This is a genomic window from Pedobacter sp. Leaf176, from assembly GCF_001424305.1.
GTDB lineage: Bacteria > Bacteroidota > Bacteroidia > Sphingobacteriales > Sphingobacteriaceae > Pedobacter.
On the sequence record NZ_LMPD01000002.1, the window covers coordinates 571,609 to 595,092 of the forward strand.

Annotated in this window: 16 protein-coding genes and 1 pseudogene; 11 read left to right on the forward strand and 6 right to left on the reverse strand. The window is 37.0% G+C overall.

The genetic code is table 11. The annotated features are described in order from the left end of the window. Positions 1-51: 51 nt before the first annotated feature. Both ASF92_RS08000 and ASF92_RS08005 read right to left on the reverse strand, forming a co-directional pair. Positions 52-558, reverse strand: coding sequence for a peptidylprolyl isomerase (locus ASF92_RS08000; protein WP_056090532.1), 507 nt, complete (start codon positions 556-558; stop codon positions 52-54). A gap of 10 nt (positions 559-568) precedes the next feature. After that, a complete protein-coding gene (locus ASF92_RS08005) occupies positions 569-2,590 on the reverse strand; it encodes a thioredoxin domain-containing protein (protein ID WP_056090535.1) in 2,022 nt (673 codons plus the stop codon). Positions 2,591-2,702: 112 nt separating this feature from the next. Here ASF92_RS08005 and ASF92_RS08010 point away from each other — a divergent pair. Both ASF92_RS08010 and ASF92_RS08015 read left to right on the forward strand, forming a co-directional pair. Next, positions 2,703-3,685 (forward strand): annotated as a pseudogene (locus ASF92_RS08010) (YhcG family protein). An 8-nt stretch (positions 3,686-3,693) separates the two neighbouring features. Continuing rightward, entirely contained in the window at positions 3,694-4,791 is a 1,098-nt protein-coding gene (locus ASF92_RS08015; RefSeq protein ID WP_056090538.1) for a mandelate racemase/muconate lactonizing enzyme family protein, read from the forward strand. A 92-nt stretch (positions 4,792-4,883) separates the two neighbouring features. On the opposite strand, the gene ASF92_RS08020 is transcribed toward ASF92_RS08015, so the two are convergent. Continuing rightward, a complete protein-coding gene (locus ASF92_RS08020; protein WP_056090540.1) occupies positions 4,884-5,735 on the reverse strand; it encodes a glycoside hydrolase family 25 protein in 852 nt (283 codons plus the stop codon). 121 nt (positions 5,736-5,856) lie between these two features. Between ASF92_RS08020 and ASF92_RS08025 the strand changes: the two genes are divergently transcribed. After that, positions 5,857-7,083 carry an MFS transporter gene (locus tag ASF92_RS08025; protein ID WP_056090542.1) on the forward strand — a complete coding sequence of 409 codons (1,227 nt, stop codon included), beginning with the start codon at positions 5,857-5,859 and terminating at the stop codon, positions 7,081-7,083. 36 nt (positions 7,084-7,119) lie between these two features. Here ASF92_RS08025 and ASF92_RS08030 read toward each other — a convergent pair whose 3' ends face one another. Together ASF92_RS08030 and ASF92_RS08035 are read right to left on the reverse strand one after the other, a co-directional pair. Then, on the reverse strand, positions 7,120-8,100 hold the full coding sequence (locus ASF92_RS08030; RefSeq protein WP_056090545.1) for a glycoside hydrolase family 43 protein: 981 nt from the start codon (positions 8,098-8,100) through the stop codon (positions 7,120-7,122). Between the two features lie 222 nt (positions 8,101-8,322). Beyond that, the gene (locus ASF92_RS08035) at positions 8,323-9,693 is read right to left on the reverse strand and encodes a dipeptidase (RefSeq protein ID WP_056090549.1); all 1,371 of its coding nucleotides are present in this window, start codon (positions 9,691-9,693) and stop codon (positions 8,323-8,325) included. 257 nt (positions 9,694-9,950) lie between these two features. On the opposite strand from ASF92_RS08035, the gene ASF92_RS08040 reads away from it, so the two are divergent. The 3 genes from ASF92_RS08040 to ASF92_RS08050 are packed head-to-tail and all read left to right on the forward strand — an operon-like array spanning position 9,951 to position 13,028. Next, complete coding sequence (locus ASF92_RS08040) at positions 9,951-10,922, forward strand: SGNH/GDSL hydrolase family protein (RefSeq protein WP_056090552.1); 972 nt, start codon at positions 9,951-9,953, stop codon at positions 10,920-10,922. Between the two features lie 52 nt (positions 10,923-10,974). Next, complete coding sequence (locus tag ASF92_RS08045; RefSeq protein WP_056090555.1) at positions 10,975-11,520, forward strand: PH domain-containing protein; 546 nt, start codon at positions 10,975-10,977, stop codon at positions 11,518-11,520. Then, positions 11,520-13,028, forward strand: coding sequence for a PH domain-containing protein (locus ASF92_RS08050; RefSeq protein ID WP_056090558.1), 1,509 nt, complete (start codon positions 11,520-11,522; stop codon positions 13,026-13,028). Before ASF92_RS08045 ends, ASF92_RS08050 begins: the two co-directional genes overlap by 1 nt. 93 nt (positions 13,029-13,121) lie before the next feature. Here the strand turns inward: ASF92_RS08050 and ASF92_RS08055 are convergent, their stop codons facing one another. Next, on the reverse strand, positions 13,122-13,445 hold the full coding sequence (locus ASF92_RS08055; RefSeq protein ID WP_056090561.1) for a DUF493 family protein: 324 nt from the start codon (positions 13,443-13,445) through the stop codon (positions 13,122-13,124). Between the two features lie 333 nt (positions 13,446-13,778). Here ASF92_RS08055 and ASF92_RS08060 point away from each other — a divergent pair, with 333 nt between their 5' ends. From ASF92_RS08060 to ASF92_RS08080, 5 genes are all read left to right on the forward strand, one after another. Then, complete coding sequence (locus tag ASF92_RS08060; protein WP_056091095.1) at positions 13,779-16,076, forward strand: ATP-dependent helicase; 2,298 nt, start codon at positions 13,779-13,781, stop codon at positions 16,074-16,076. 413 nt (positions 16,077-16,489) lie between these two features. Continuing rightward, positions 16,490-20,029, forward strand: coding sequence for a chromosome segregation protein SMC (gene smc / locus ASF92_RS08065; protein ID WP_056091098.1), 3,540 nt, complete (start codon positions 16,490-16,492; stop codon positions 20,027-20,029). A 250-nt stretch (positions 20,030-20,279) separates the two neighbouring features. Further along, positions 20,280-21,254 carry a M28 family peptidase gene (locus tag ASF92_RS08070; protein WP_056090564.1) on the forward strand — a complete coding sequence of 325 codons (975 nt, stop codon included), beginning with the start codon at positions 20,280-20,282 and terminating at the stop codon, positions 21,252-21,254. A 189-nt stretch (positions 21,255-21,443) separates the two neighbouring features. Beyond that, entirely contained in the window at positions 21,444-21,812 is a 369-nt protein-coding gene (locus ASF92_RS08075) for a BlaI/MecI/CopY family transcriptional regulator (protein WP_056091101.1), read from the forward strand. A 2-nt stretch (positions 21,813-21,814) separates the two neighbouring features. Beyond that, positions 21,815-23,272, forward strand: a complete 1,458-nt coding sequence (locus ASF92_RS08080) for a M56 family metallopeptidase (RefSeq protein ID WP_082489493.1) — start codon at positions 21,815-21,817, stop codon at positions 23,270-23,272. Positions 23,273-23,484 lie beyond the last annotated feature (212 nt).

The following is a 23,484-nucleotide window of genomic DNA, read 5'->3' on the forward strand; positions in this document are numbered from 1 at the left end:
AAAAAGCCTCAGAACTAATCTGAGGCCTGTATATTCTAATTTTAAATTTAATTAGTGACCTGAATGGCCATCTGCACCATGTGCGTGTCCGTGAGCCAACTCATCTTGTGTTGCTTCGCGAACGTTTAAAATGGTTCCCGCAAACATCAAGTTTTTACCTGCCATAGGGTGGTTTAAATCTACAGCTACCGTTTCATCATGAACAGCAGTTACGCCTGCCCTGAATTGGTTCCCCTGGTTATCCTGTAAAGGAATAACGTCACCAACATTCGGAACTTCACCTCCTGCTTCAGTAAACATAGATTTTGGTAAATCTGCGAAAGCACCTGGATCTAATTCTCCGTAACCATCCGCAGCTGATAATTCAAAGCTATATTCATCGCCAGTTTGTAAACCGGTTAAATGCTCCTCGAACTTTGGCAACATCATGCCTACGCCATATAAAAATACTAAAGGATTTTGCTCGTCCGCTTTTTCAACAAAAACTTGTTGTCCTTCTTCGTTAGTAGTGTGCAGTTCATAAGTTAATGCAACTACTGAGTTTGGTGAAATATTCATTCAGATTGTTTTATTGTAAATACTCTAATGCTTCCTCAACAGTTTTAACCGGCAACTGGCATACTTTATTTCGGCAAATATAAACTTTTGTTTCGTTGCTTTGCTTACCTTCTAACAGCGGAAGGTTACTTTTTGTTCCGCCTAATAAAATTTTATTTGGAATATAATAATTACTCAACTCCAATTTAACGACCTCATTTTCCAATCCTGTAATTGCAATTTCATTGATCCCGTACACTTCATTGAGCAATTGAATAGCCCAATTTGAATAAGCTGAACCATAAGTTTTTATCTTGGGTAGAACAGCAGCCAACATCTCTCCTGCTTTTTGAGTATAGTTATCCATATCAAACAGTAAACCCAATTTTTTGAGGTTTTGTGCCATGACAGAATTTGCAGCCGGGATTACATTATCCATGACCTCGTGTTTACGGGCGATTAAATTTTCGCTTTCGGAAGAGGTGTAAAAAAACATAGGCGATTCGCTATCTGTAAAATTCTTTAAAACGTAATCGGCAAAGTTCCGAGCTTCATCTAACCACTTTTCATCAAAATCGTACTGATATAACGCAATTAAGGCATCTATAAAGAATGCATAATCATCCAGAAAACCTATTATTGAGGCTTTTCCGTTTTTATAGTTGCGATACAAGCCACCGTTTCCGGTTTTTAAATGATTCAAAATATAATTTGCTGCCTTAGACGCACTTTCATAATATAAACCATGATTTAAAACGGTCGCAGCATCAGCCAGGCCTTTAATCATCATGGCATTCCAGGCAGTTAAACACTTATCATCCAAACCCGGCCTGATTCTTTTGCTTCTAACTTCCAGCAATTTAGCCTTTGCAGATTTTACCTTTTCATAAAGTATTTCCGCATTAATATTGTATTTCGAAATCAAATCATCATCTGAAATCGTTTTACGTAGGATATTAGTACGCTCTTCTTCCCAATTTCCTTCTTCCGTAACGTTGTAATAATCACCGATTAAAGTGGCATCCTCTCCTAAAATTTTACCGAATTCAACTTTATCCCAAACATAAAACTTGCCCTCAACGCCTTCACTATCGGCATCTAGAGCGGAATAAAACAATCCCTCCGGAGAAGTCATTTCATTAAAAACCCAGTCTAAAGTTTCCACTAAGGTCTGCTTAAAAGAATCGAATTTTGTGCATTGGTAAGCTTCAGCATATAGACTAATTAACTGTGCATTATCGTAAAGCATTTTCTCGAAATGAGGTACATGCCATTTATCGTCAACAGAATAACGGGCAAAACCACCACCGATTTGATCATAAATCCCTCCCCTGCTCATTTCCTCTAAAGTGTGGCAAACGGCAGTGAATACAGATTCATCATCTTTTAGAAAACCATATCGTAGCAGAAAAATCCAATTATTTGGCAGTGGAAATTTAGGTGCCCGGTTATACCCACCAAAGCCAATATCGAAATGCCGTTTCCAAGGGTCGATAATTTCGGTTAAATGTTTTTCGTTATAAACTTCTTTTATATCAACTGCTATTATTTTTTCGCTGTCGCGGATGCCGGATGTCAACCGCTCGGCATATTGAATCGCTTTATCTGGCTCATTCGCCCATAAACCGGCAACATTTTCAAGAATATTAATCCAGTCGTCTTTTCTAAAATAGGTCCCTCCGTAAACAGGTCGTTGATCGGGCAGGCAAATGCAATTTAAAGGCCAGCCCCCGCTTCCCGTCATCAACTGGACTGCATACATGTAAATCTGGTCGATATCTGGTCGTTCTTCTCTATCTACTTTTATGCAGATAAAGTGTTGGTTCATCACTTCGGCAACCTCGTGATTTTCGAAGCATTCGCGTTCCATAACATGGCACCAATGGCAGGCAGAATAACCAATGCTTACCAAAATGAGTTTGTTTTCTGTTTTGGCTTTTTCCAAAGCTTCCGTACCCCATTCGTACCATTGAACCGGATTATAGGCGTGTTGCAATAGATATGGTGAAGAAGCGTTGATTAAACTATTGGGTTCTGAATGTGCGTTTGACATGAAGATATAAATATGAAAATTGAAACCATAAAGCTATAAATTATCTACAATGCTAATTGGTTTTAGTTTTGTTTTTATACTTTAGTTCTTAAATCTAAAGGCTCAAATTGATATGGAATTGACTCAAAATAATTTATTTTCAGCAATAAAAGAGGTTATTATCCAATCTCGTTTAAGGGTTTTCCGTGCGGCAAATTCGGCCCTACTGGAATCTTACTGGCAAATTGGAAAACTGATTGTAGAAGATGAATTGCAAGGAAAATCAAGAGCAGATTATGGCAAGGGAACTTTAAAAGTCTTATCTAAGCACCTTACTGTAGAGTTTGGAAAAGGGTTTGATGAGAGTAACCTTCGTAATATAAGAGCGTTTTATAAAGTATTTCCAATTCGTGACGCATTGCGTCACGAATTGAGCTGGACACATTATCGTTTGCTTTCCAGATTAGAATCAGAAGAGAAAAGAAAATTTTACATTAACGAAGTCATAGCATCTAATTGGAACAGTAGAGCGTTAGAAAGACAAATCAATTCTTTATCTTTTGAACGAACAATAGCCGAACCCCAAAAAAAAGATTCAAAAACCAGCATACAGAACTATATCAAAGACCCATACATTTTTGAATTTTTAGGATTAAATGGGGTAGAGAAGAATACAGAAAGAAATTTAGAGTCAGCTATTATAACCCATATCCAAAAATTTTTACTTGAATTTGGAAAAGGTTTTGCTTTTGTAGCTCGCCAACAATATATCGTAACAGATACTTCAGATTTTTCATCGATCTCGTTTTCTACAATTATATTTTAAAATGTTTCGTAATTATTGACTTGAAAACAGCAAGTTTAAGCCATCAGGATATTGGCCAAATGGACATGTACGTAAGAATGTACGATGATTTAAAAAGAAACGATGGCGATAACCCGACTATAGGTTTACTGCTATGTACCGAGAAAGATGAAACTATTGTAAAATATTCTGTTCTTAGTGATAAAAACCAACTTTTCGCAAGCAAATACCTACTCTACTTACCAAAGGAAGAAGAATTAAAAGAATTAATTGAACAAGATAGACAGCGTTTTGAACTAGACATCCAATAACATAAACCATGAAAATCACACATACCGAAATATTTCGCTTTAGTATCCCGATGGAACCATTCGTTATCGCCACCGGAACCATGCATTTCGCACAGAATGTATTGATAAGAATTTACACTGACTCTGGTATTCATGGTATTGGAGAATGTTCAGCTTTCCCGATGATTGTCGGCGAAACGCAGGAGACTTGCATTGCAATGGCCAAAGATTTTGCTGCGATTTTAAAAGGAAAAAATCCGTTGGACATTCCCGAAAGGATGAACGATTTGTTGGGTTATGCTGACCACAACAATACGATAAAAAGTGCATTTGATATGGCTTTGTTTGACATCGCAGCTAAAGACGCAAACTTACCGCTTTATAAATTTTTAGGCGGAACAAAGCGAACAATCGAAACGGATATGACCATTGGAATTGACTCGCCTGAAGGCATGGCTAGCACAGCTCTTAAATATAAAAGTAACGGTTGTAAAATTTTAAAAATTAAGCTTGGCAAACAAGTTCATGCTGATATTGAACGGGTGAAGCATATCCGGGAGGCTGTTGGCGAAGAACTGATTATACGTTTAGATGCCAACCAGGGCTGGAGTTTTGACGATGCTTTATTTGCTTTAGGCGAACTGGAGAAATACAACATCGAATTTTGTGAACAACCCATGAGAACCTGGTATGATGATAAACTCCCTGAACTCAATGTGAACTCCCCGATTAAACTGATGGCTGATGAAAGCTGCTACAACCACCACGATGCCCGAAAGTTGATTAACAGCCAATCTACAACATATTTAAATATCAAATTCTCGAAATCAGGTGGGATTCTGGAAGCACAAAAAATTCATGAAGAGGCTTTGCAAACCGGCGTTAAATGTATGATTGGAAGTATGCTTGAAAGCAGAATTGCGCTAAGCGCCAATTTACATTTTGCTTTGGCAAGTCCGAACGTTGTATTTTTCGATTTAGATACCGCCTTACTTGGTCATTTAGCCGACCCGGCTGTTGGTGGATTAACCTATAACGGCTACTTTTTAGATGTTCCGGATACGCCTGGAATTGGTGCCGAAGCCGATGAGTTTTTCCTGGAGAAATGTGAAGGCTGGATAGTTTAGTTCATTGGTAATTAGTTCAATAGAAAATTAGTCGGAATATTTGTCCTCAATATAAAATCCAATGAACTAATGACAATTGAACAAATGAACTTTTAACGAACCAACATATCCGCTAATGCGGTACTGTCTCCATTAAATGCATTAAAATCTACGATATGTCCGATACCATTAATTTTGGCTTTATCAGAATGTTGCCAGAATTTCCATTTGCTTTTATTCAATCGTAGTTTTGGCTGGTAATAATGGGCAACCCATAGTGGATATTCATCAAAATTATCTTCAAGATAATCTTCGTAAAACTTTAAACCTGTGTAAATAATAGGCCTGACTTTAGTTTTAACTTCTACATAATTTAGAAAATCTGAAAGCTCAGCCCTCATTTTTAAGGGAGAAACACCGTCTAAAGTTTCAATATCGACAACAGGTGGTAAATCTCCCTTTTCGACATTTACAACCTGGAGAAAAAATTTCGCCTGGGTTTTTCCATTTCGTTTCGGTCTGAAGAAATGGTAAGCACCGCAAATTATTCCTGCCTTTGGTGCCTCCCGCCAGTTACGCTGAAAGTATGGGTCGACTAATAAAACGCCTTCTGTTGCCTTGATAAATGCAAAATGAATACGTACATCATCATCTTTCATCGATTTCACTTTATGCCAGTTTATCTTACCTTGATAATATGAAACATCGATGCCGTGAATTGAATAATTTTTAGGGATTTTGATATCGAAGCTTTCGTAGGTCCGGTAATTCGGGTCTTGCCCCCAGTCGGTAATCCAACGCCAGGTTGCTACGAATCCTTTAACAATGTAACCATAGTAAAAAGGCGAAAGTAAAACCAACAGCAATCCTGCAATTGCAACTTTCCACTGGGTTGAAAAAGGTTTGGCCTTTTTCTTTCGATCCGGGGTTTTCCTATTGGCAGTTTTCTTCTTTATTGGTGGCATTTGCGTGGTTTCGGCTACAAATTTGATAAAAAAATTGAATGTTTAACGTTCTCAAAAAATAGTTTTTATCTGTGAGATTAAGATTAATTGTTTTTGGTAATTTCGCAAACCAGATAATACAATGTTTAAACTCATTTACGACACATACAAAACATCTTTCAGTGGATTAACCCGGGAAACCTGGCTTTTAAGTATTGTAATGATGTTTAATCGTTGCGGGAGCATGGCCGTTCCTTTCATGGGTTTGTACGTTACGCAAAGCCTACACCGTTCTGAAATGGATGCCGGCCTAATCATTACGCTATTTGGTGTAGGATCTATTTTGGGGTCTGCAGTTGGAGGTAAACTAACTGATATTATTGGCTTCAGGCCTGTTCAAATCTTTTCTTCTATTATTGGAGGTTTGCTATTTATTTTATTTTCTACGGTAAGCCATTTTTCTACGTTGTGCATTCTGGCAGTAGTCATCAGCTTTTTTTCTGAAGCTTTCAGACCTGCTAACTTTACAGCGGTTGCACATTATGCTGCTCCTGAAACGATAACCCGTTCTTATTCTCTAAACAGGCTTGCAGTAAATATCGGCTGGTCTGTGGGTATAAGTCTGGCAGGGATTATTGCCTCAATAAATTATAAACTGTTGTTTATCGTTGAAGGCGGGGTAAGTATTGTTGTTGGCGTATTAATCTTATCTTTTTTACCGAAGGTTAAAGATTTTATGAAACAGGCAAAAGCTATGGCGAATAGTATGGTGATTACCAAACCATGGCAAGATCCTTTTTACGTAAAATTTATTCTTTTAACTACGGTTTTTATTACCTGTGCATTCCTGATGTTCAGAGTCGTCCCGGTATTTTTTAAGGAACAATGGCATATTGATGAGTTTGCAATTGGAATTATTATAGGCTTAAACGGTGCAATAATCGCCCTTTTCGAAATGATAATGATTAACAAAATTGAGAAAAAGCGTTCGCCAATGTACTTTATCGTTATTGGCTCCGTGCTGTTTGCGGCTTCTTATCTAATTTTAAGTGCACCGGTGAGTTTGCATTTAGCCGCGGCGATACTTACTATAATAATTTTTACAGGCGGCGAAATGTTCGCCTTGCCTTTCATCAATACAATCGTTATCAGCAGAAGCAATGAACATAACCGGGGCCTGTATGCCGCTGGTTACACGTTAAGCTGGTCTTTCGCACAGGTTATCGGGCCCTTCGCTGGTTTTTTTATCGCCAGGCATTTCGGCTACAACTGGCTCTGGTTTGGTCTGGGGTGTATGTTATTACTATGCGCATATACCTTCAGCTTGATGAACAACAAGAAAGCAAAGCCAATATTAGAGGCAAGTTAACGCAGCCGAAATAATCATTCCGGCTGAGCATTTTTTTTATTTTACTTTTTGAGCTTTAACACCCTGCGTGGTAATTTTTACGGGGAGGATGTTTCCGTCTTTATCGAAATTCATTTCATCAATGCAAGTTTCGCGGTGATTTCCGTTAGTTTCGGTTAAAGGGCGACGGTGGTAAACAATATAGTATTTATTCTTTTTCTCATTTATGATTACAGAGTGATGGCCTGCCCCCCTTGCAATAGCCGCATCTTGTTCCAATATCTTACCTACTCTTTTGAACGGGCCGAATGGCGAATCACTTACTGCATAAGCTACAGAATAATCAGGTCCGGTCCAGCCACCTTCGCTCCACATAAAATAATATTTACCATTTTTTATAAACATATATGGTCCTTCTACATATTTGTCAGGCGTAATTTCTTTAAAAATTGTTCCGTCCTCAAAGGGCACAAAACCAGTGAAATTGTTATTTAATTTCGCAATGTTGCAATGTTTCCAACCACCGTAAATTAAATAATATTGTCCGTCCTTATCTTTAAAGACAAACTGATCAATGGGTTGCGCACCATTATGAAATTTATCGACTAAAGGCTTACCTAAATGGTCCTTAAACGGCCCTTCGGGTTTGTCTGCCACTGCAACGCCAATTCCACCCACTTCGTTATCGCTTTGAATATCGTTCGCACCAAAGAACAGGTAATATTTTTTATCTTTTTGTACAATGGCCGGTGCCCACATTGCTTTGTTTGCCCATTTTATCGCAGCAGTATCCAGTACATGTGGGTGCTTTCTCCATTTCACCAGGTTATCAGAAGAAAAAGCATCTAAAAATACCTGCTCTTTGTATTTAGCAGAGTAGGTTGGATATACCCAATATTTGTTATTGAAAATTGCTGCCTCAGGGTCGGCGTACCAACCCGGAAAAATAGGGTTTCCCGACTGATTAATCGTTTTACTACTTTGAGCAAAAGAGGCAATTCCTGCTAAAAGTAAAAGAGATGAGAATATGTATTTCATGGGTACAATTTAGGAAAAAATCTGTGCTAAAAAAATTGATAGGGGTCTGAATCGTCTTTTATTGAATACAATTATAGATGCATTTCGTTTCTGACAATCCAGCACATCGAAATTAGAAAATAAGCAAAGCCAGAAACAACCGATATAGAAAACGAAGATTCTTAGTAAAAAAAATCCCTGTTTGAAATGTTCCAAACAGGGATAATAAAAATTAGCAAGAGCTTATTTACTTAATTCTGCATAATATTTATGAAATAAGGGCAACGTTTCAATACCTTTATAGTAATTATAAATGTCGTATTTTTCGTTGGGCGAGTGTAAAGCATCGCTATCCAAACCGAAACCGAAAAGTACAGATTTGATGCCCAAAACATCTTCAAATAAAGCTACAATAGGGATACTACCACCACCACGGGTTGGAATTGCTTTTTTCCCGAAACTGTCTTCAATTGCTTTTTCAGCGGCACGATAGGCTAAACTGTCTGTTGGCGTCACCACAGGTTCGCCGCCATGGTGTGGTGTAACTTTAACCTTAACATTTGCAGGTGCAATACTTTCGAAATGCCTGGTAAATATTTCCGCGATTTCCTCAGAACTTTGATTCGGAACTAAACGCATTGAAATTTTCGCGTTTGCCTTACTTGGCAAAACGGTTTTTGCACCCTCACCTATGTAACCGCTCCAGATTCCGTTAACCTCTAAAGTAGGACGGGTTCCGGTACGCTCCAAAGTAGAGTAGCCTTTTTCTCCCCAAACTTCTTCTATATCTAAATCTTTTTTATATTCATTCTCATCGTAAGGTGCCGAATTTAAGGCTGTTTTCTCTTCATCTGTTAATTCAACTACTTTATCATAAAAAGCAGGAATCGTAATGTGGTTATTCTCATCATGTAATGAAGCAATCATTTTACAAATAATGGTTGCCGGATTGGCTACTGCCCCACCGTAAACACCGGAGTGTAAATCGCGGTTTGGACCAACAACTTCTACTTCCATATAGGCTAGTCCGCGTAAACCTGTTTCTATCGAAGGGTTTTCCATGCTAATCATCGAGGTATCAGAAATTAATACGACATCGGCTTTCAAACGAGCTGCATTATTTTTAACGAAAATGCCAAGATTAGCAGAACCAACTTCCTCCTCACCTTCAATCATAAATTTAACGTTGCAAGCCAAGGTATTTGTTTGCATCATCAGCTCAAACGCCTTTACGTGCATGTAAAACTGGCCTTTGTCGTCGCAAGCACCACGGGCATAAATTTTACCATCGCGTACAGTTGGCTCAAAAGGTGGTGTATGCCATAACTCCAATGGATCGGCAGGCTGAACGTCATAGTGTCCGTAAATTAAAACCGTTGGTAAGGAAGCATCTATAATTTTTTCACCATAAACAATAGGATAACCGGCGGTATTGCAAATTTCTACATTGTCGGCACCTGCATCTTTAAGTTTTTGAGCCACAAAATCTGCAGTTTTTAACACATCACCTTTGTATTTTGGGTCGGCGCTTACCGATGGAAACCGCAATAATTCAAACAATTCATCTAAAAATCGTTGTTTGTGTGTTTCTACATAATTTTTAATTTCTTGCATAACAAAATGAATTTCGGCAAATATAGGTTTTTCATATAAAAGGCTTTTACATAATCGAATCCAATAGAGCGAAACGAAGAAATGTTTACGCTGATTTAAACAGTATAAGTAAAACTACATAATCCTTAATTTTAGTATATGTAATATAAGTGTTGAATATTCGAAATAAATATTACTTCAACATTATTTATTTCGATTTTTTACTAAATTGCGCCTTTTAAACACTACATAGAAACCTCAAAGTAAGAAAGTTATCAATGAAATTAAGCGCAATTGTATCGCATATTCTGCTGCTGTTTTCATTTTTAACCCCAGGGATGGTTTTTTCTCAAACTAACGTAAAAATTAGTTGTCCAGAGGCTGCTCAATATTACGCCAAAGACAGCATCAACATAGTTACTTTCGGAGCCAGTACAGTTGAAGGTGTAAAAGGACTTGGCTTTCAAAGCATGCTGGAAAGTAATTTTTTCAATTGTTATCCTGGCAAAGTTATAAACATAACAAACCAGGGTATCGGTGGACAAACCACTTTGCAAGGACTGTTACGGATTGATAAAGCAATTCTCAACCGGACAGGTTTTATAGTAATTTCTATGGGCATAAATGATGCGCTGGCTATTAACGCGGGAAGAGGTAGCATTTCGCAAACGGAAGCGAACATGAGGCTACTTATTACAACCAGCCTGAATCAAAAATTAACACCTATTTTGTGTACTTTACAAAATGTTGACGATCGTACGGATAGAAATTTAATTGCAGTGAATGCGACAATTCGCCAGTTAAATACAATATACCGGAAACTGGTTACAGAATATAAATTGTATCTGGCTGATGTTAATGGTGCCATGCGCCGTGATTTTTCACTTTACCAGGATGTTTTTCATCCAAATGCACGGGGATATAGACTTATAAGCTACGTAATTTTTGATGCGATCAACAAAGCGATTTTTGATAAATTTTTGCAGTTTGTCGTAACTCAGAATTATCCAAATCCTGCGTCAAGCCAAACTTCTATCGATATTGTTTTGCCGGAAGCCGATAAAATTAATGTCCAGATCTATGACCTGATGGGCAGGTTAATTAAAACGGTCCTCAATGAATATTTAAACACTGGTAAGCATACACTTGAAATTAATACAACAACTTTCGCTTCCGGCATTTATTTCTTCAAAATATCTTCAGATTCGGGGCAATACAATTCGGTTAAAAAGTTTATTGTGGCCAGATAACGGAGATCTTCAAATTAGCCTGAGGTAGATTAATTTTGTTTTATCTTTAACCATGCCAATAAATACTTTTACCAATGAAGAAATCGACCTCGATTCCCTTCCCAAATACGAAGAAATATCTTTAAACAAGCCTCATTCAGATTATTGGAAAATTATTTGCATTAACCTTTTTATTTGCTTGGTTATTGGAGGAATTGCAATCGGTTTGGCCCTGACTTTTTTCACATGGGTTAAACCGTATGCCATCGTAATCTGTTTTATGTATTTGTTGGTTATATTTTTTCTTTTCGTGATTTTTTGGATAAGCTTTAAAAAACGTGGTTACGCCATTAGAACCAGGGATGTTATTTATAAGAGTGGCATTATTGCCGAATCTACGACCATAGTACCACTAAACAGAATTCAGCATATCGAATTGAATGAGGGCATTTTCTCCAGGATGTTCAAATTAGGAACGCTGCAAATATTTACTGCTGGCGGTCAAACCGGCCATTTACATATTGCTGGAATACCAATTGAAGAGGCAAAAAGCATTCGGGATTTGCTTTTGAACAAACTGGAATCAATTCAGGATACAATTGTCAAACAGGAATTATAATGGAAAGAGATTTTAGTAAACCTCAACGGGAATCGGCCGTCGGTATTGTCGTCATGGCTGTTCATACCATCTTAAAAGTTGTTAAGGCATTGTTTTTCTTTATCATTTACGCCTTTGTTAAGATAGATGGAGTCTATTTAAGCTATATCTTATTGGCACTTGCAATCTTAATTTTGCTTTGCCTCATTTATGGATATTTCTGGTATTTAAAATTTACTTTCTTTTTGAATAAGGAAAAACAAGAATTTGTAGTGAATAAGGGTATTTTCAATCGCGACCAGGTAATTATTCAGTTGGACAAAATACAGCAGGTCAACATCAATCAAAATATTTTGCAAAAAATTATCGGTGTTTATGGTTTAAAAATTGATACTGCCGGTGCAAAAGGGGAAGAAGTAAGTATTAAGGCCATAGACGAGATTTCAGCCTATAATCTAAAAGAACACTTGTTGAGTAAAAAAGAAACTTCTGTTGAGCGGGTATCGGAAATTGATGAAAAACTTATACCTACTAATGAAACACCTTTGTTAAGAATTAGTTCCTGGACGTTATTTAAGGTTGGCTTAACTTCAAATTATGGACAAAGTTTAGCACTGATGATTGCATTTTTCTTATACACCATTCAAGAAGCAAGACATATTATGGATGTTTTCGACATTGACAAAGGCTATGTCGAAAGTACAGTGATGGGCCTGGCTACCTTATTTTCTTTAGCAATCATCGTTGTAATATTATTGGTTGCCTTATTGATTATTAATCTGGTTAGAACATTCTACAAATATTTTGAATTGGAAATCAGTCAGCATAAACACTCCTTACTATTATCTTCCGGTTTAATTGCTAAAAAAAGCACTTTAATAAGTCAGGGAAAAGTGCAGATTACAAAATATAGTCAGAATTACTTTCAGAAAAAACTGAATATACTAAACATGAGTTTAAGGCAAGCACAGTTTGGTCAAAGTAAAAAAGAAGATGAAATGCAGGGGAATATTTTAGAAATTGTAGGCTGTAGCCCTTTAGAGCGTGATGAATTGTTAAAAATAATATTTGGTCGCCCACTTGCGCAAGGGAAAACCTTTAAGCCTGATTGGCGCTTTTTGAATTTGCCTGTGTTCTTCAAAATAGTATTACCCCTATTTATTTTCCTGATTGCAGCCTATAATATCCCTGAGTTGAATCCATATATTGGTGTTTCAATCACTTATTTCGTTATCGGTATTTTCATGATTTATCTGAGTTACCGCAGACATCGGATTTCAGTAAATCGGGATTTTATCATTAAAACAAGTGGTATTTGGGATATTTCGAAAGAAATAATTTTGCCTGGTAAAATACAGGCGATTACAACCTTTCAATATCCCTGGCACAAAAACATTGACGTTGGTCATTTAACATTGCATACCGCTGCCGGGCAGATACAATTTAAATATGGAAACTATAGCGAAATTAAGCAACTTGTAAATTACTGGTTATATCAATTAGAAAGCAAAAATGAAAATTGGATGTAGTTTGAAGGAAGCAAAAAGCTGAATAACTAAAGCTAAAGCGAAAACAATTAGCTGTTCAAAATGTTTAAGTGGAATTTCTAACAGCTAAGTATTTTAAAGTATCATAATGCCCTTTATTGTTCCTACTTGTTTGTACACTGCAATAATATCATCAGCGTTTTGCATTTGCTTTTTTACTGTGATGGAAACATATTTTCCGGTTTTAGATGGTTGCTCAATAAATTCATCATCGGGCAAAACGCCTCGCAAATCTTTTATTTTATCAAGTCCCCCTGTAATAATAAATTTAAAATGGTACACACCGGGAAATTTCTCTACACTTTCCAATTTCTCTTTTAGATTAGCATAAATATCGTTACTTGTACCTTCTGGTATATCCGTAAATTCGATGTCTTTATTGATTTTCTTTTCTTCCATATTAGCGACATATCAAATTCTATTCCCAATTGATAAAGGTGTAATTTTGGCAGTGCATGAGGTTCAGATGTTCATCCTATGATAAAAGGCCTAATGCATATAAATCAATCCTCCATGACTATAAACTTACATTTTCTTAACTCCTTAATGGTGAGAATTAGCCAATTTGATTTGTAAACCTAAATAGAATCACAAAACTATTTCCCTAAACCTTTGATTAGCGGATAATAATCAGGATTTGCTTTTCAAAAAAATCGCTACTCTATTTCTCCACAAATTCAATAAAAAACTTTTGAATTGTTATTTTTGAACCTCAAAAAAACAGGAGCCGATTTGGACTATTTAGAAGGATTAAATCCACAACAAAGAGCAGCAGTAGAGAACACGAAAGGGCCGGTAATGATTGTTGCGGGTGCAGGTTCGGGCAAAACACGTGTAATTACCTATCGCGTAGCGCACCTGATTCAAACCGGCACTGATCCATTTAATATCCTGGTTTTAACCTTTACTAATAAGGCAAGCAAGGATATGCGTGAGCGTATTTCGAAAGTGGTTGGCGCGGAGGCGAAAAATATTTGGATGGGTACCTTCCACTCTGTCTTTGCAAAAATCTTACGTGTTGAAGCCGAAAAAATTGGCTATCCGAATAACTTTACCATCTACGATACCGACGATAGCAAAAGTGTTATCCGCGCCATTTTGAAAGAAATGCAACTGGACGATAAATTATACGCGCCAAACTTTGTTTACGGTCGCATATCTTCTGCAAAAAATAATTTAATTTCCTGGGGAGAATACCAGGCGAATGATCAGATTCAGGCTGAAGACATACAGAATAAGCGTCCGTTATTAGGTCAGATTTATGAGCAATATGCTAAACGCTGTTTCAGAGCGGGCGCCATGGATTTTGACGACCTTTTATTTAAAACAAACGTCTTATTAAAGGAACATCCCGACGTATTAAACAAATACCAGCAAAAATTCAGGTATTTGATGGTGGATGAGTACCAGGATACAAACTTTTCACAATATACCATTGTAAAAAAACTGGCTGCTGCTTACCAGAACATTTGTGTGGTGGGCGATGATGCGCAAAGTATTTATGCTTTCCGTGGAGCTAACATTCAGAATATCTTAAACTTCGAACGCGATTATCCTGATTTAAAAGTATATAAACTGGAGCAAAATTACCGCTCTACCCAAAATATTGTTGATGCAGCAAGCAGCATCATAGCCAACAACAAAAATCAGCTGGAAAAGAATGTGTTTTCTGAAAATGTTGAAGGCGACAGAATAAAGGTTTCCCGTGCTTTTACCGATAACGAAGAAGGTAAATTGGTCGCCGAATCCATTATCCAGGAACGTGGTTTAAAGGGTTACCAATACCACGATTTTGCTATATTATACCGTACGAATGCACAAAGCAGGGCTATGGAGGAAGGCCTGCGCAAATTAAATGTACCTTATAGAATTTATGGTGGAACATCTTTCTACCAGCGCAAAGAGATTAAGGATTTAATAGCCTATTTCCGTTTGACTTTCAATCCAAAAGATGAAGAAGCAATTAAAAGGGTAATTAATTATCCGAAACGCGGAATCGGAGATACTTCGATCGATAAAATCATAGTAGCTGCCGACCAGAATAACGTCACGATGTGGGATGTGATTTCCAATGCGCATCAATATGTTGACGGCCGTTTGGCAAACCAGTTGAATGATTTTGCAATGATGATTAAAAGTTTTCAGGCAGAAGCTAAAAAGCTTGACGCCTATGAATCGGCTTTGTTTATCGCTCAACATGCAGGCATTTTAAAAGAATTATATACCGATGACAGCGTTGAAGGCCGTTCGAGATATGAAAATATTCAGGAATTATTAAATGGTATAAAAGAGTTTGCAGAGCGTGAAGATATTGAAGAAAAAGGTCTTGATATTTTTATGCAGGATGTGGCGCTTTTAACCAATGATGATAAAGATGGTGATAAGAACAAAGATACCGTTTCTTTAATGACCATACACTCGGCTAAAGGCTTGGAGTTCAAAAACGTATTTATTGTCGGTTTGGAAGAGAACTTATTCCCTTCGCAAATGTCGGTTAATTCGCGTTCTGACCTGGAAGAAGAGCGACGTTTATTTTATGTTGCCATTACACGGGCTGAAGTGAAATTAACGATCACTTATGCTACGTCCCGTTACCGTTGGGGAACTTTAACAAATTGTGAACCAAGCCGTTTTATCAATGAAATTAATCCGCGGTTTTTAGAACTGGATGTTAAACCTGCCAAAAGCAATGTTTTTGAAGGCAATTTTGATGATGAACGTAAAACCTGGACCTCGCAACCCCGGGATTTCTTTAGCAAGCCAAAACCCGCAAATACTACATCTGCGCCGCCTGCCCGTCCGAAAACCACTTCATTGCTTGCAAAAGCACATGTTCCAAGCCCTGGCTTTGCACCCTCACAACCACATGAGTTTCAAGGCGGCATGGAAGTGGAACACGAAAAATTCGGTTTCGGAAAAGTCATTAGTTTAGAAGGAAATTTACCAGACGTTAAGGCAACCGTATTTTTTCAGGGACTTGGTAATAAACAATTGTTATTGAAGTTTGCGAAATTAATGATTGTGAAGTAGTTCGCTAACTTTAGCCGCAGATCCTCAGATTATTTTTATTATTTACCACAGAAACACAGAATTACATTAGAAAATTTTCCATGATTTCAGTGTTTCCTTGGCAATATTAGATGAAGTATCTGCATACAAATTGGCTAAACTTTAGCCAAAGATTTTATTTGCTACGGAAACACGGATTAACACAGAATTAAATTAGAAAATTTCCCGTACTCAGTGCTTCTGTGGCAATACTTCTAAAAATTTTCTCTGATTTTTCTTCATACCTCTGTGAAATCTCCGTGTACTCTGTGGTAAAACCCTTTTGTGTTCTTTTCGAAAAACTTTGCGCTCTTTGCGGTTAAATCCCAGAAAATCTGGTTTGAAAAAACCCTAAATTATCCTTATTATTGGATTCGGTTCTCCGGCCACAAACCATGCAACTTACCCGATTAGAAATTAAAGGATTTAAAAGCTTTGGAGACAAAGTGACCATCAATTTTAATGAGGGCGTTACAGCTATTGTTGGCCCGAATGGTTGCGGAAAATCAAACGTAATCGATGCGATGCGCTGGGTATTGGGCGAGCAGAGTACAAAAGCACTACGCTCTGAAAAGATGGAAAACATTATTTTTAATGGCACCAAGAATCGTAAACAAGCACAACTGGCAGAAGTTTCTTTGAGTTTCGATAACACTAAAAACATTCTTCCAACGGCCTATTCTCAGGTTACAGTGACCAGAAAACTGTATCGGAACGGTGATAGCGAATATCGTTTAAATGATGTTCAGTGTCGTCTGAAAGACATTACCGATTTATTTTTAGATACCGGAATCGGTTCGGACAGCTATTCGATTATCGAACTCAAAATGGTTGATGAAATTATCACCAATAAAGAACATAGCCGCCGTTCCTTGTTTGAAGAGGCATCCGGAATTTCTAAATACAAACTTCGCAAGAAACAAACTTTCAATAAATTAAAAGATACTGAGACAGACTTAGAACGTGTAGAGGATTTACTCTTCGAAATAGAAAAGAACCTGAAAACACTCGAAAATCAAGCACGAAAAGCCGAGCGTTACTACAAACTAAAGGAGCAATATCGCGAATTAAGTGTACAGCTGGCGACCCATCGAATCGCCTTTTTCCGTACAGATTTAAATGCTTTAGAAAGCCAGGAACAAAATCAGCAGATTTCGAGAATGGAATTAAGTGCTAAAATTGATAATCAGGAAGCTGAACTTCAAAAACTTAAGCTTGGAAGTATTAATCATGAGAAAAATCTTTCTATCCAACAAAAAGCAACCAATGAATTGGTCTCGAAAATCCGCGCCTATGAAAGTGAGAAAAAAGTCAAGAATGAGCAGATGCGTTTTTTACAGGAAAAAGAAACACGCTTATCCGGAGAACTGGAAAAAGACAAAAATCAGCTTAACCACATCAAATACAATATAAAACGTCTAAATGAAGAAATTTTAACCGAAACCGAAGTTTTTCATAAAGTAGAATCCGATTTGAAACTACTTAAGTCTTCACTCGATACGCTTCGCGAACAACAGCAAATAGAAAAAAATCGAATTGATAAGCTGGTAAAATCGGTTAATGATTTGCAGGCTCAGGTTTATCAGTCGCAAAAGGAAATCGACATTTTAAATATCCAGAAGGATGCTTTGGTTCAGGAATCGAACAGAAACGTGGATGATACGGAATCCAAAACATCAGAATTAAAGGCATTCGATCATGCTTTGGGCGAACTTGATATCCAGGTATCAGAAAAGCAAAGCCAGATTAAACAACTCAAAGAGGCCGAAGAAGTCTTGAAAGAGAAATTAGCCAAATCGGAATCCAATTTAAGTGCCAATAAAGAAAAGCTGACTGCCGAAAACCGAAAAAAAGATGCAAAACAAAACGAGTACAACCTGACAAAGTCGCTTGTAGATAGCCTGGAAGGCTTTCCTGAATCAATTCGTTTTCTTAAAAAGAATAGTGCATTTGCGAAAAGTGCCTTACTGCTATCCGATATTTTGTTCTGCGATGAGGACTACCGGATCGCCATCGAAAATTATTTGGAACCAGTAATGAATCATTATGTAGTTGATAAATATGCAGACGCAGTTCAGGCGATTAATTTGTTAACGGATGCAAGCCGCGGGCGGGCGAATTTTTTTATCTTGGAAAATATACCCGATAAAAATCCAACGCTTGTCAATCATGAAGGACTGATTCCGGCTTTATCGGTTATTGAGGTCGATAAAAAGTACAATCAGCTTTGCAATTTACTTTTACAAAATGTATACATCGCCATCGCAGAGCAAGAGCATCTTTTCAAAACTACACCAACAGAAAGTATAACCATTCTGGCGAAAAACGGTAAATATGCCCAAACTAAATTTACTTTGGCAGGCGGATCTGTTGGATTGTTTGAAGGAAAAAGAATAGGCCGGGCAAAGAATTTAGAAAATTTAGCGAAAGAAATTAAAATTTCAGAGTCGCTTATTAATCAATACAATACAGCCATTTCTGTAGAAACAGATAATATTTTCAATCTAAAAGAAGCTTCGCAAATTAACCAGATTAATAATCTGCAGCAGGAGTTGAACCGTTTTATTAATGAACAAATTTCGGTTCAGACACGTCGCGACCAATATCAGGAGTTTATTACAACCAGCAAAAACCGAAAAACTGACATTGCGCAAAAGATTGTTTCGATTGAAAAATCACTCAGCGAAAAGTTGCCTGCACTAATCGAATTGCAGAAAAAACAACAGCAAGACCATGTTAATCTGCAGGAACAGCAACTGAATTACCAGGAACTTGCCGAGCAGGTAAATGAATCTGCAGGGAAATACAATCAGGATAACATCCGTTTCCATCAACAACAGAACAAATTATCGGGGCTGGAGAAAGATTTAGATTACCGTTTTGTACAGGAAGAAGCATTAAATAAGCGAATTATACAAAACGAAAAAGAACTTCAGGAAGCACTTTTACAAATTACAGAAACGCTACAACATACAGATGTAAGTGACGATACTCTTTTAGAGATGTATAGGCAACGTGAAGAAATGGAGAAGGGTCTTGCAGAAGTTGAAAAAGACTATTTTGAAAGTAAGGGTAATATCAATGAGCTTGAAAACAACCTAACAAGCATTCGTAAAAACCGTGAAGAAACCGACTTCCTTTTAACTGAAATCAAGGATAAAAAGAACACTTTGAAGATAGATTTAAACTCACTGAAAGAACGTTTGGCAGTTGAATTTAACATCGACATTAACGATCTTTTAGAAACCGAAATAGAACAGAACGCTATTGAAAGCGAGTTTGAAGTCCGCCAAAAAGTGGAAAAAATGAAACGTAAACTCGATGAATTTGGCGCAATCAATTCTATGGCAATGGAAGCTTTCAAGGAAATGGAAGAACGTTATACTTTTATACAGAATCAGAAAAAAGATCTCAATGCAGCAAAAACCGACCTCTTGCAAACGATTAAAGAGATCGATGATACCGCAAAAGATAAATTTATGCAGGCATTTACACAAGCAAGGGAACATTTCATTGTTGTTTTCAGGTCCCTGTTTAACGAAGAAGACAGCTGCGATTTAATCCTATCCGATGTAAATAATCCTTTAGAGGCGGATATTGATATCGTTGCACGGCCTAAGGGAAAAAGACCACTTTCCATCAATCAGTTATCCGGCGGGGAGAAAACACTAACGGCTACTGCCCTGCTCTTTTCACTTTACCTGCTAAAACCGGCTCCATTCTGTATTTTCGATGAGGTTGATGCACCTTTGGATGATACCAACATTGATAAATTCAATAATATTATTCGCAAATTCTCTGACCAATCGCAATTCATTATCGTGTCGCACAACAAGCGTACTATCGCAAGTACCGATATTATTTACGGCGTTACTATGGTAGAACAGGGCGTTTCGAGGGTTGTTGCAGTAGATTTACGGGAAGTGGCAGCTTAAAAGCGAACATTTATATTGCCGTCTTTGCGAGGAAGCTTTTTTTTCAGCCGACGAAGCAATCTTATTCTAAAACTGGTTTTGGAAAATGAATTCATCCTATTTGGTGCTCTTCAGTCCTGCTTTACACTTTACTTCGTTGCACTCTGTGTTCGTTCCAATCAGGTTTATTAACGCAATACAGCAAAAGAAACATCGTTTTCCTTTCAGTATCCCAATAATTAATATCTTTAAGCTTTAATATTCAAAAAAAATGAAAATCCTATATATACTTCCACTAGCGCTAATGTTAAGCTGCTGTTCATCCGTTAAAAATCAATCTACTACAGGTTCAGGTAAATTGGATAATCAACTTTTAAAAGATGTTGAAGTATTGTCTTCGGATGCTTATCAGGGCAGAAAAACCGGGACAAAAGGTACTGAAATGGCACGGGCTTACATTGTGGATCGTTTTCAAAAACTAGGCTTAAAATCTTATCCGCAAAATGTAAATTACGCCCAGGAATTTACTTTCAACTCCAGGGGCGGTGCAAAAGTGAATGGAACAAATATTATAGGCTATATCCAGGGAAAAGGAACAAACGTAATTGTGGTTTCAGCACATTACGACCACCTGGGGGTTGTAAAAGATGAAGTTTTTAATGGAGCTGATGATAATGCATCAGGAACTGCGGGTTTGATGAAAATCGCGGAATACTTTGCTAAAAATAAGCCTAACAATACCATTATTTTTGCCGCCTTTGATGCAGAAGAGATGGGTTTACAGGGCGCTAAAGCATTCGTAGCTAATCCACCTGTTCCAATAAATACCATCGCAATAGACCTGAATATGGACATGATAAGTCATAGTGATAAAGGTGAGCTCTACGTGGCTGGTACATTCAAATATCCGAATTTGAAGAAATATATTGATACGACTAGAAAGGATATTAAAGTTATTTTAGGCCATGATGACCCTAAACTTGGTCATGATGACTGGACAAACCAAAGTGACCAGGGTGCTTTTAATGCAAAAAACATCCCATTTTTATATTTTGGTGTAGAAGATCATGAAGACTACCATAAAGCTACCGATGAATATTCTACCATTACAAAACAATTCTTCAGTGATGCAGCAAATGCAGTTTTAGAGGTTGTTAAAAGCATAGACAAACAATCGGGCTTACAACAGTCCTTAAAAGACAAGATGTTAATGATGGATAATCCAAGAAAGTCTGAGAAATTTTAATATTCTCGGCCACCTAAACCTTCTCAAATTTACCTGCCCGCTTCGGGCAGGTTTTTTTATGTGCTAAATTATTTTATATAAATTTTATTTAACTGATTATCAATTATTTATAAAATAAACTATAAAAATAGTTTGCAAACTATTTTTATAGTAGTAACTTCATATAACGAAACTATAAAAATAGTTGAAATGATAAAAGAACTTACAAAAGCGGAAGAACAGATAATGCTTATCCTTTGGGAAATGAAGGAAGGATTGGTAAAGGATGTTATCGAAAAGATGAACGAGCCTAAACCTGCCTATAATACCGTTTCAACGGTGATAAGGGTTTTAGAAAGCAAAGGTTTTGTAGACCACAAGGCTGTCGGCAATACTTACATCTACTTCCCCATCGTAAAAGAAGCTGATTATAAACGATTTGCGTTAGACAAAGTAATGAACAATTATTTTGAGAACTCTTACGAAAGTTTGGTTTCTTTTCTGGTAAAAGAAAAGAGTATGAGCAATGAAAAACTTAATGAGTTAATTCAACTCGCTGAAAAACTTAAAAAAGATTAGTGATGAACTGGCTATATTATCTACTCGAGGCAAACCTGTACATGACTATATTTTACGGGTTTTACAGGCTATTTTTACATAAGGAAACATTCTACGCGCTCAACAGATATTACTTAGTCTTAAGTTCACTGTTCGCTTTTCTGATCCCGTCACTTCAATTGGGGTTTTTAACAAGGGAAATTGTTGTAATTGAGGAGCCGGTTTATCAACAAATTCATATAGAAGCAACTTTATTAAACACTGAAAATATACTGCTGTCTCTTTATGCTTTGGTTGTCTTAATATTCTTTTCAAAAATAGCCTTTGGATTCAGGCATATTTTCAAATTACTTAGAAAACCAAATAAAACCACTGAAGATGGCATCACGGTAATTGAATTAGCGGATACCAAAACTGCTTTCTCTTTCTTCAATATGCTTTTTATTGACCCTGAACTACCTAACAAAAACACTATTTTGATGCATGAGATGGCTCATATTCATCAGAAGCATAGCTTTGATATCTTGTTTTTTGAACTGATAAGAAGCTTAAGCTGGTTCAATCCGATAGCACATTTCCTTAAACGCGATATAAAACTTATACACGAATTTCTCGCCGATGAAGAAACAACTAATAAAGGAATGGAAAAGTATGAATATGCCCTGTTTCTTATTCAGAATTCTTACGGCGAAAAACATTTGCAATTAACGAACCAAATATTTAATTCATCCATTTTAAAAAGAAGAATAAGCATGTTAAATCAAAAGAAATCAGCAAAATGGGCCAGGCTCAGATTGTTATTAATACTCCCCATTGTTGGTGGAATGCTTTGTACATCAACCTTGGCCTTCACAAAAGATTACGGAGCGGTCGATTTATTCCCTAAAAAAAATATTCAAGTCCAGGATACCGTTAAACGACCCAAGGCTAAAGAAATTGTTATTGCTGAGCCTTTACAAACGGTTAAAAAAGTAAAACTTGATACACCTCCGCCTTCGCCAATTGAACCGCCGGTAATTAAGAAAGTAAAAAGAGTGAAATTAGCCCCACCGCCACCACCGCCTGTTGAACCGCCGGTAAATAAAAAAGTAAAAAGCGTGAAACTCGCTCCACCTCCACCGGCGGAACCTAAATCGACTAAAGTTGAAGTACTGGAAATAAAATTAAGCCCGCCACCTCCACCTGTTGAACCTCCTGCAAAAAAAGATTTAACAGAACGTGTCGTAAAAGGTTACCCACTCAAAAACGTACAGATAAAAGCTCAAACGCCTAAATCTCAATCAGAACTTGCCCCAATAAAGGTAAAGGGGCATAAAACACAGGGTAAAACCACCGTGAAGCCAGAGCCAGTACAAAAGAATGATGATAAAGATGTTACTATCTCCATCGCAAAATCAGCTTCGACAAAAGCCGCTGTTCAGATCAAGGACGTCATTCTAAAGGAAATTAAGGATGCTCGATCAAAAGTTGCGACTAATTAAAAAGTCAGAACTAACTGATAGATGTCTAGCAGAAAAAACCTAATAGTAATTAATATTTTGATCAAGAATTATGAGCTGGTTATTTTATCTACTCGAAGCAAACTTATATTTATTTATATTTTATGGCTTCTTCAAAATTTTCTTAAACAAAGACACATTCTATAGTCTCAATAGATACTATTTGATTTTTTCGACACTTATTTCCTTTTTAA

Coding starts and splice junctions, on each gene's coding strand:
- ASF92_RS08030 (WP_056090545.1), bottom strand. CDS start 8,100: ATGAAATACATATTCTCATCTCTTTTACTTTTAGCAGGAATTGCCTCT.
- ASF92_RS08050 (WP_056090558.1), top strand. CDS start 11,520: ATGGAAAGAGATTTTAGTAAACCTCAACGGGAATCGGCCGTCGGTATT.
- ASF92_RS08080 (WP_082489493.1), top strand. CDS start 21,815: ATGAACTGGCTATATTATCTACTCGAGGCAAACCTGTACATGACTATA.
- ASF92_RS08075 (WP_056091101.1), top strand. CDS start 21,444: ATGATAAAAGAACTTACAAAAGCGGAAGAACAGATAATGCTTATCCTT.
- ASF92_RS08005 (WP_056090535.1), bottom strand. CDS start 2,590: ATGTCAAACGCACATTCAGAACCCAATAGTTTAATCAACGCTTCTTCA.
- ASF92_RS08025 (WP_056090542.1), top strand. CDS start 5,857: ATGTTTAAACTCATTTACGACACATACAAAACATCTTTCAGTGGATTA.
- ASF92_RS08040 (WP_056090552.1), top strand. CDS start 9,951: ATGAAATTAAGCGCAATTGTATCGCATATTCTGCTGCTGTTTTCATTT.
- ASF92_RS08055 (WP_056090561.1), bottom strand. CDS start 13,445: ATGGAAGAAAAGAAAATCAATAAAGACATCGAATTTACGGATATACCA.
- ASF92_RS08020 (WP_056090540.1), bottom strand. CDS start 5,735: ATGCCACCAATAAAGAAGAAAACTGCCAATAGGAAAACCCCGGATCGA.
- smc (WP_056091098.1), top strand. CDS start 16,490: ATGCAACTTACCCGATTAGAAATTAAAGGATTTAAAAGCTTTGGAGAC.
- ASF92_RS08035 (WP_056090549.1), bottom strand. CDS start 9,693: ATGCAAGAAATTAAAAATTATGTAGAAACACACAAACAACGATTTTTA.
- ASF92_RS08045 (WP_056090555.1), top strand. CDS start 10,975: ATGCCAATAAATACTTTTACCAATGAAGAAATCGACCTCGATTCCCTT.
- ASF92_RS08000 (WP_056090532.1), bottom strand. CDS start 558: ATGAATATTTCACCAAACTCAGTAGTTGCATTAACTTATGAACTGCAC.
- ASF92_RS08015 (WP_056090538.1), top strand. CDS start 3,694: ATGAAAATCACACATACCGAAATATTTCGCTTTAGTATCCCGATGGAA.
- ASF92_RS08070 (WP_056090564.1), top strand. CDS start 20,280: ATGAAAATCCTATATATACTTCCACTAGCGCTAATGTTAAGCTGCTGT.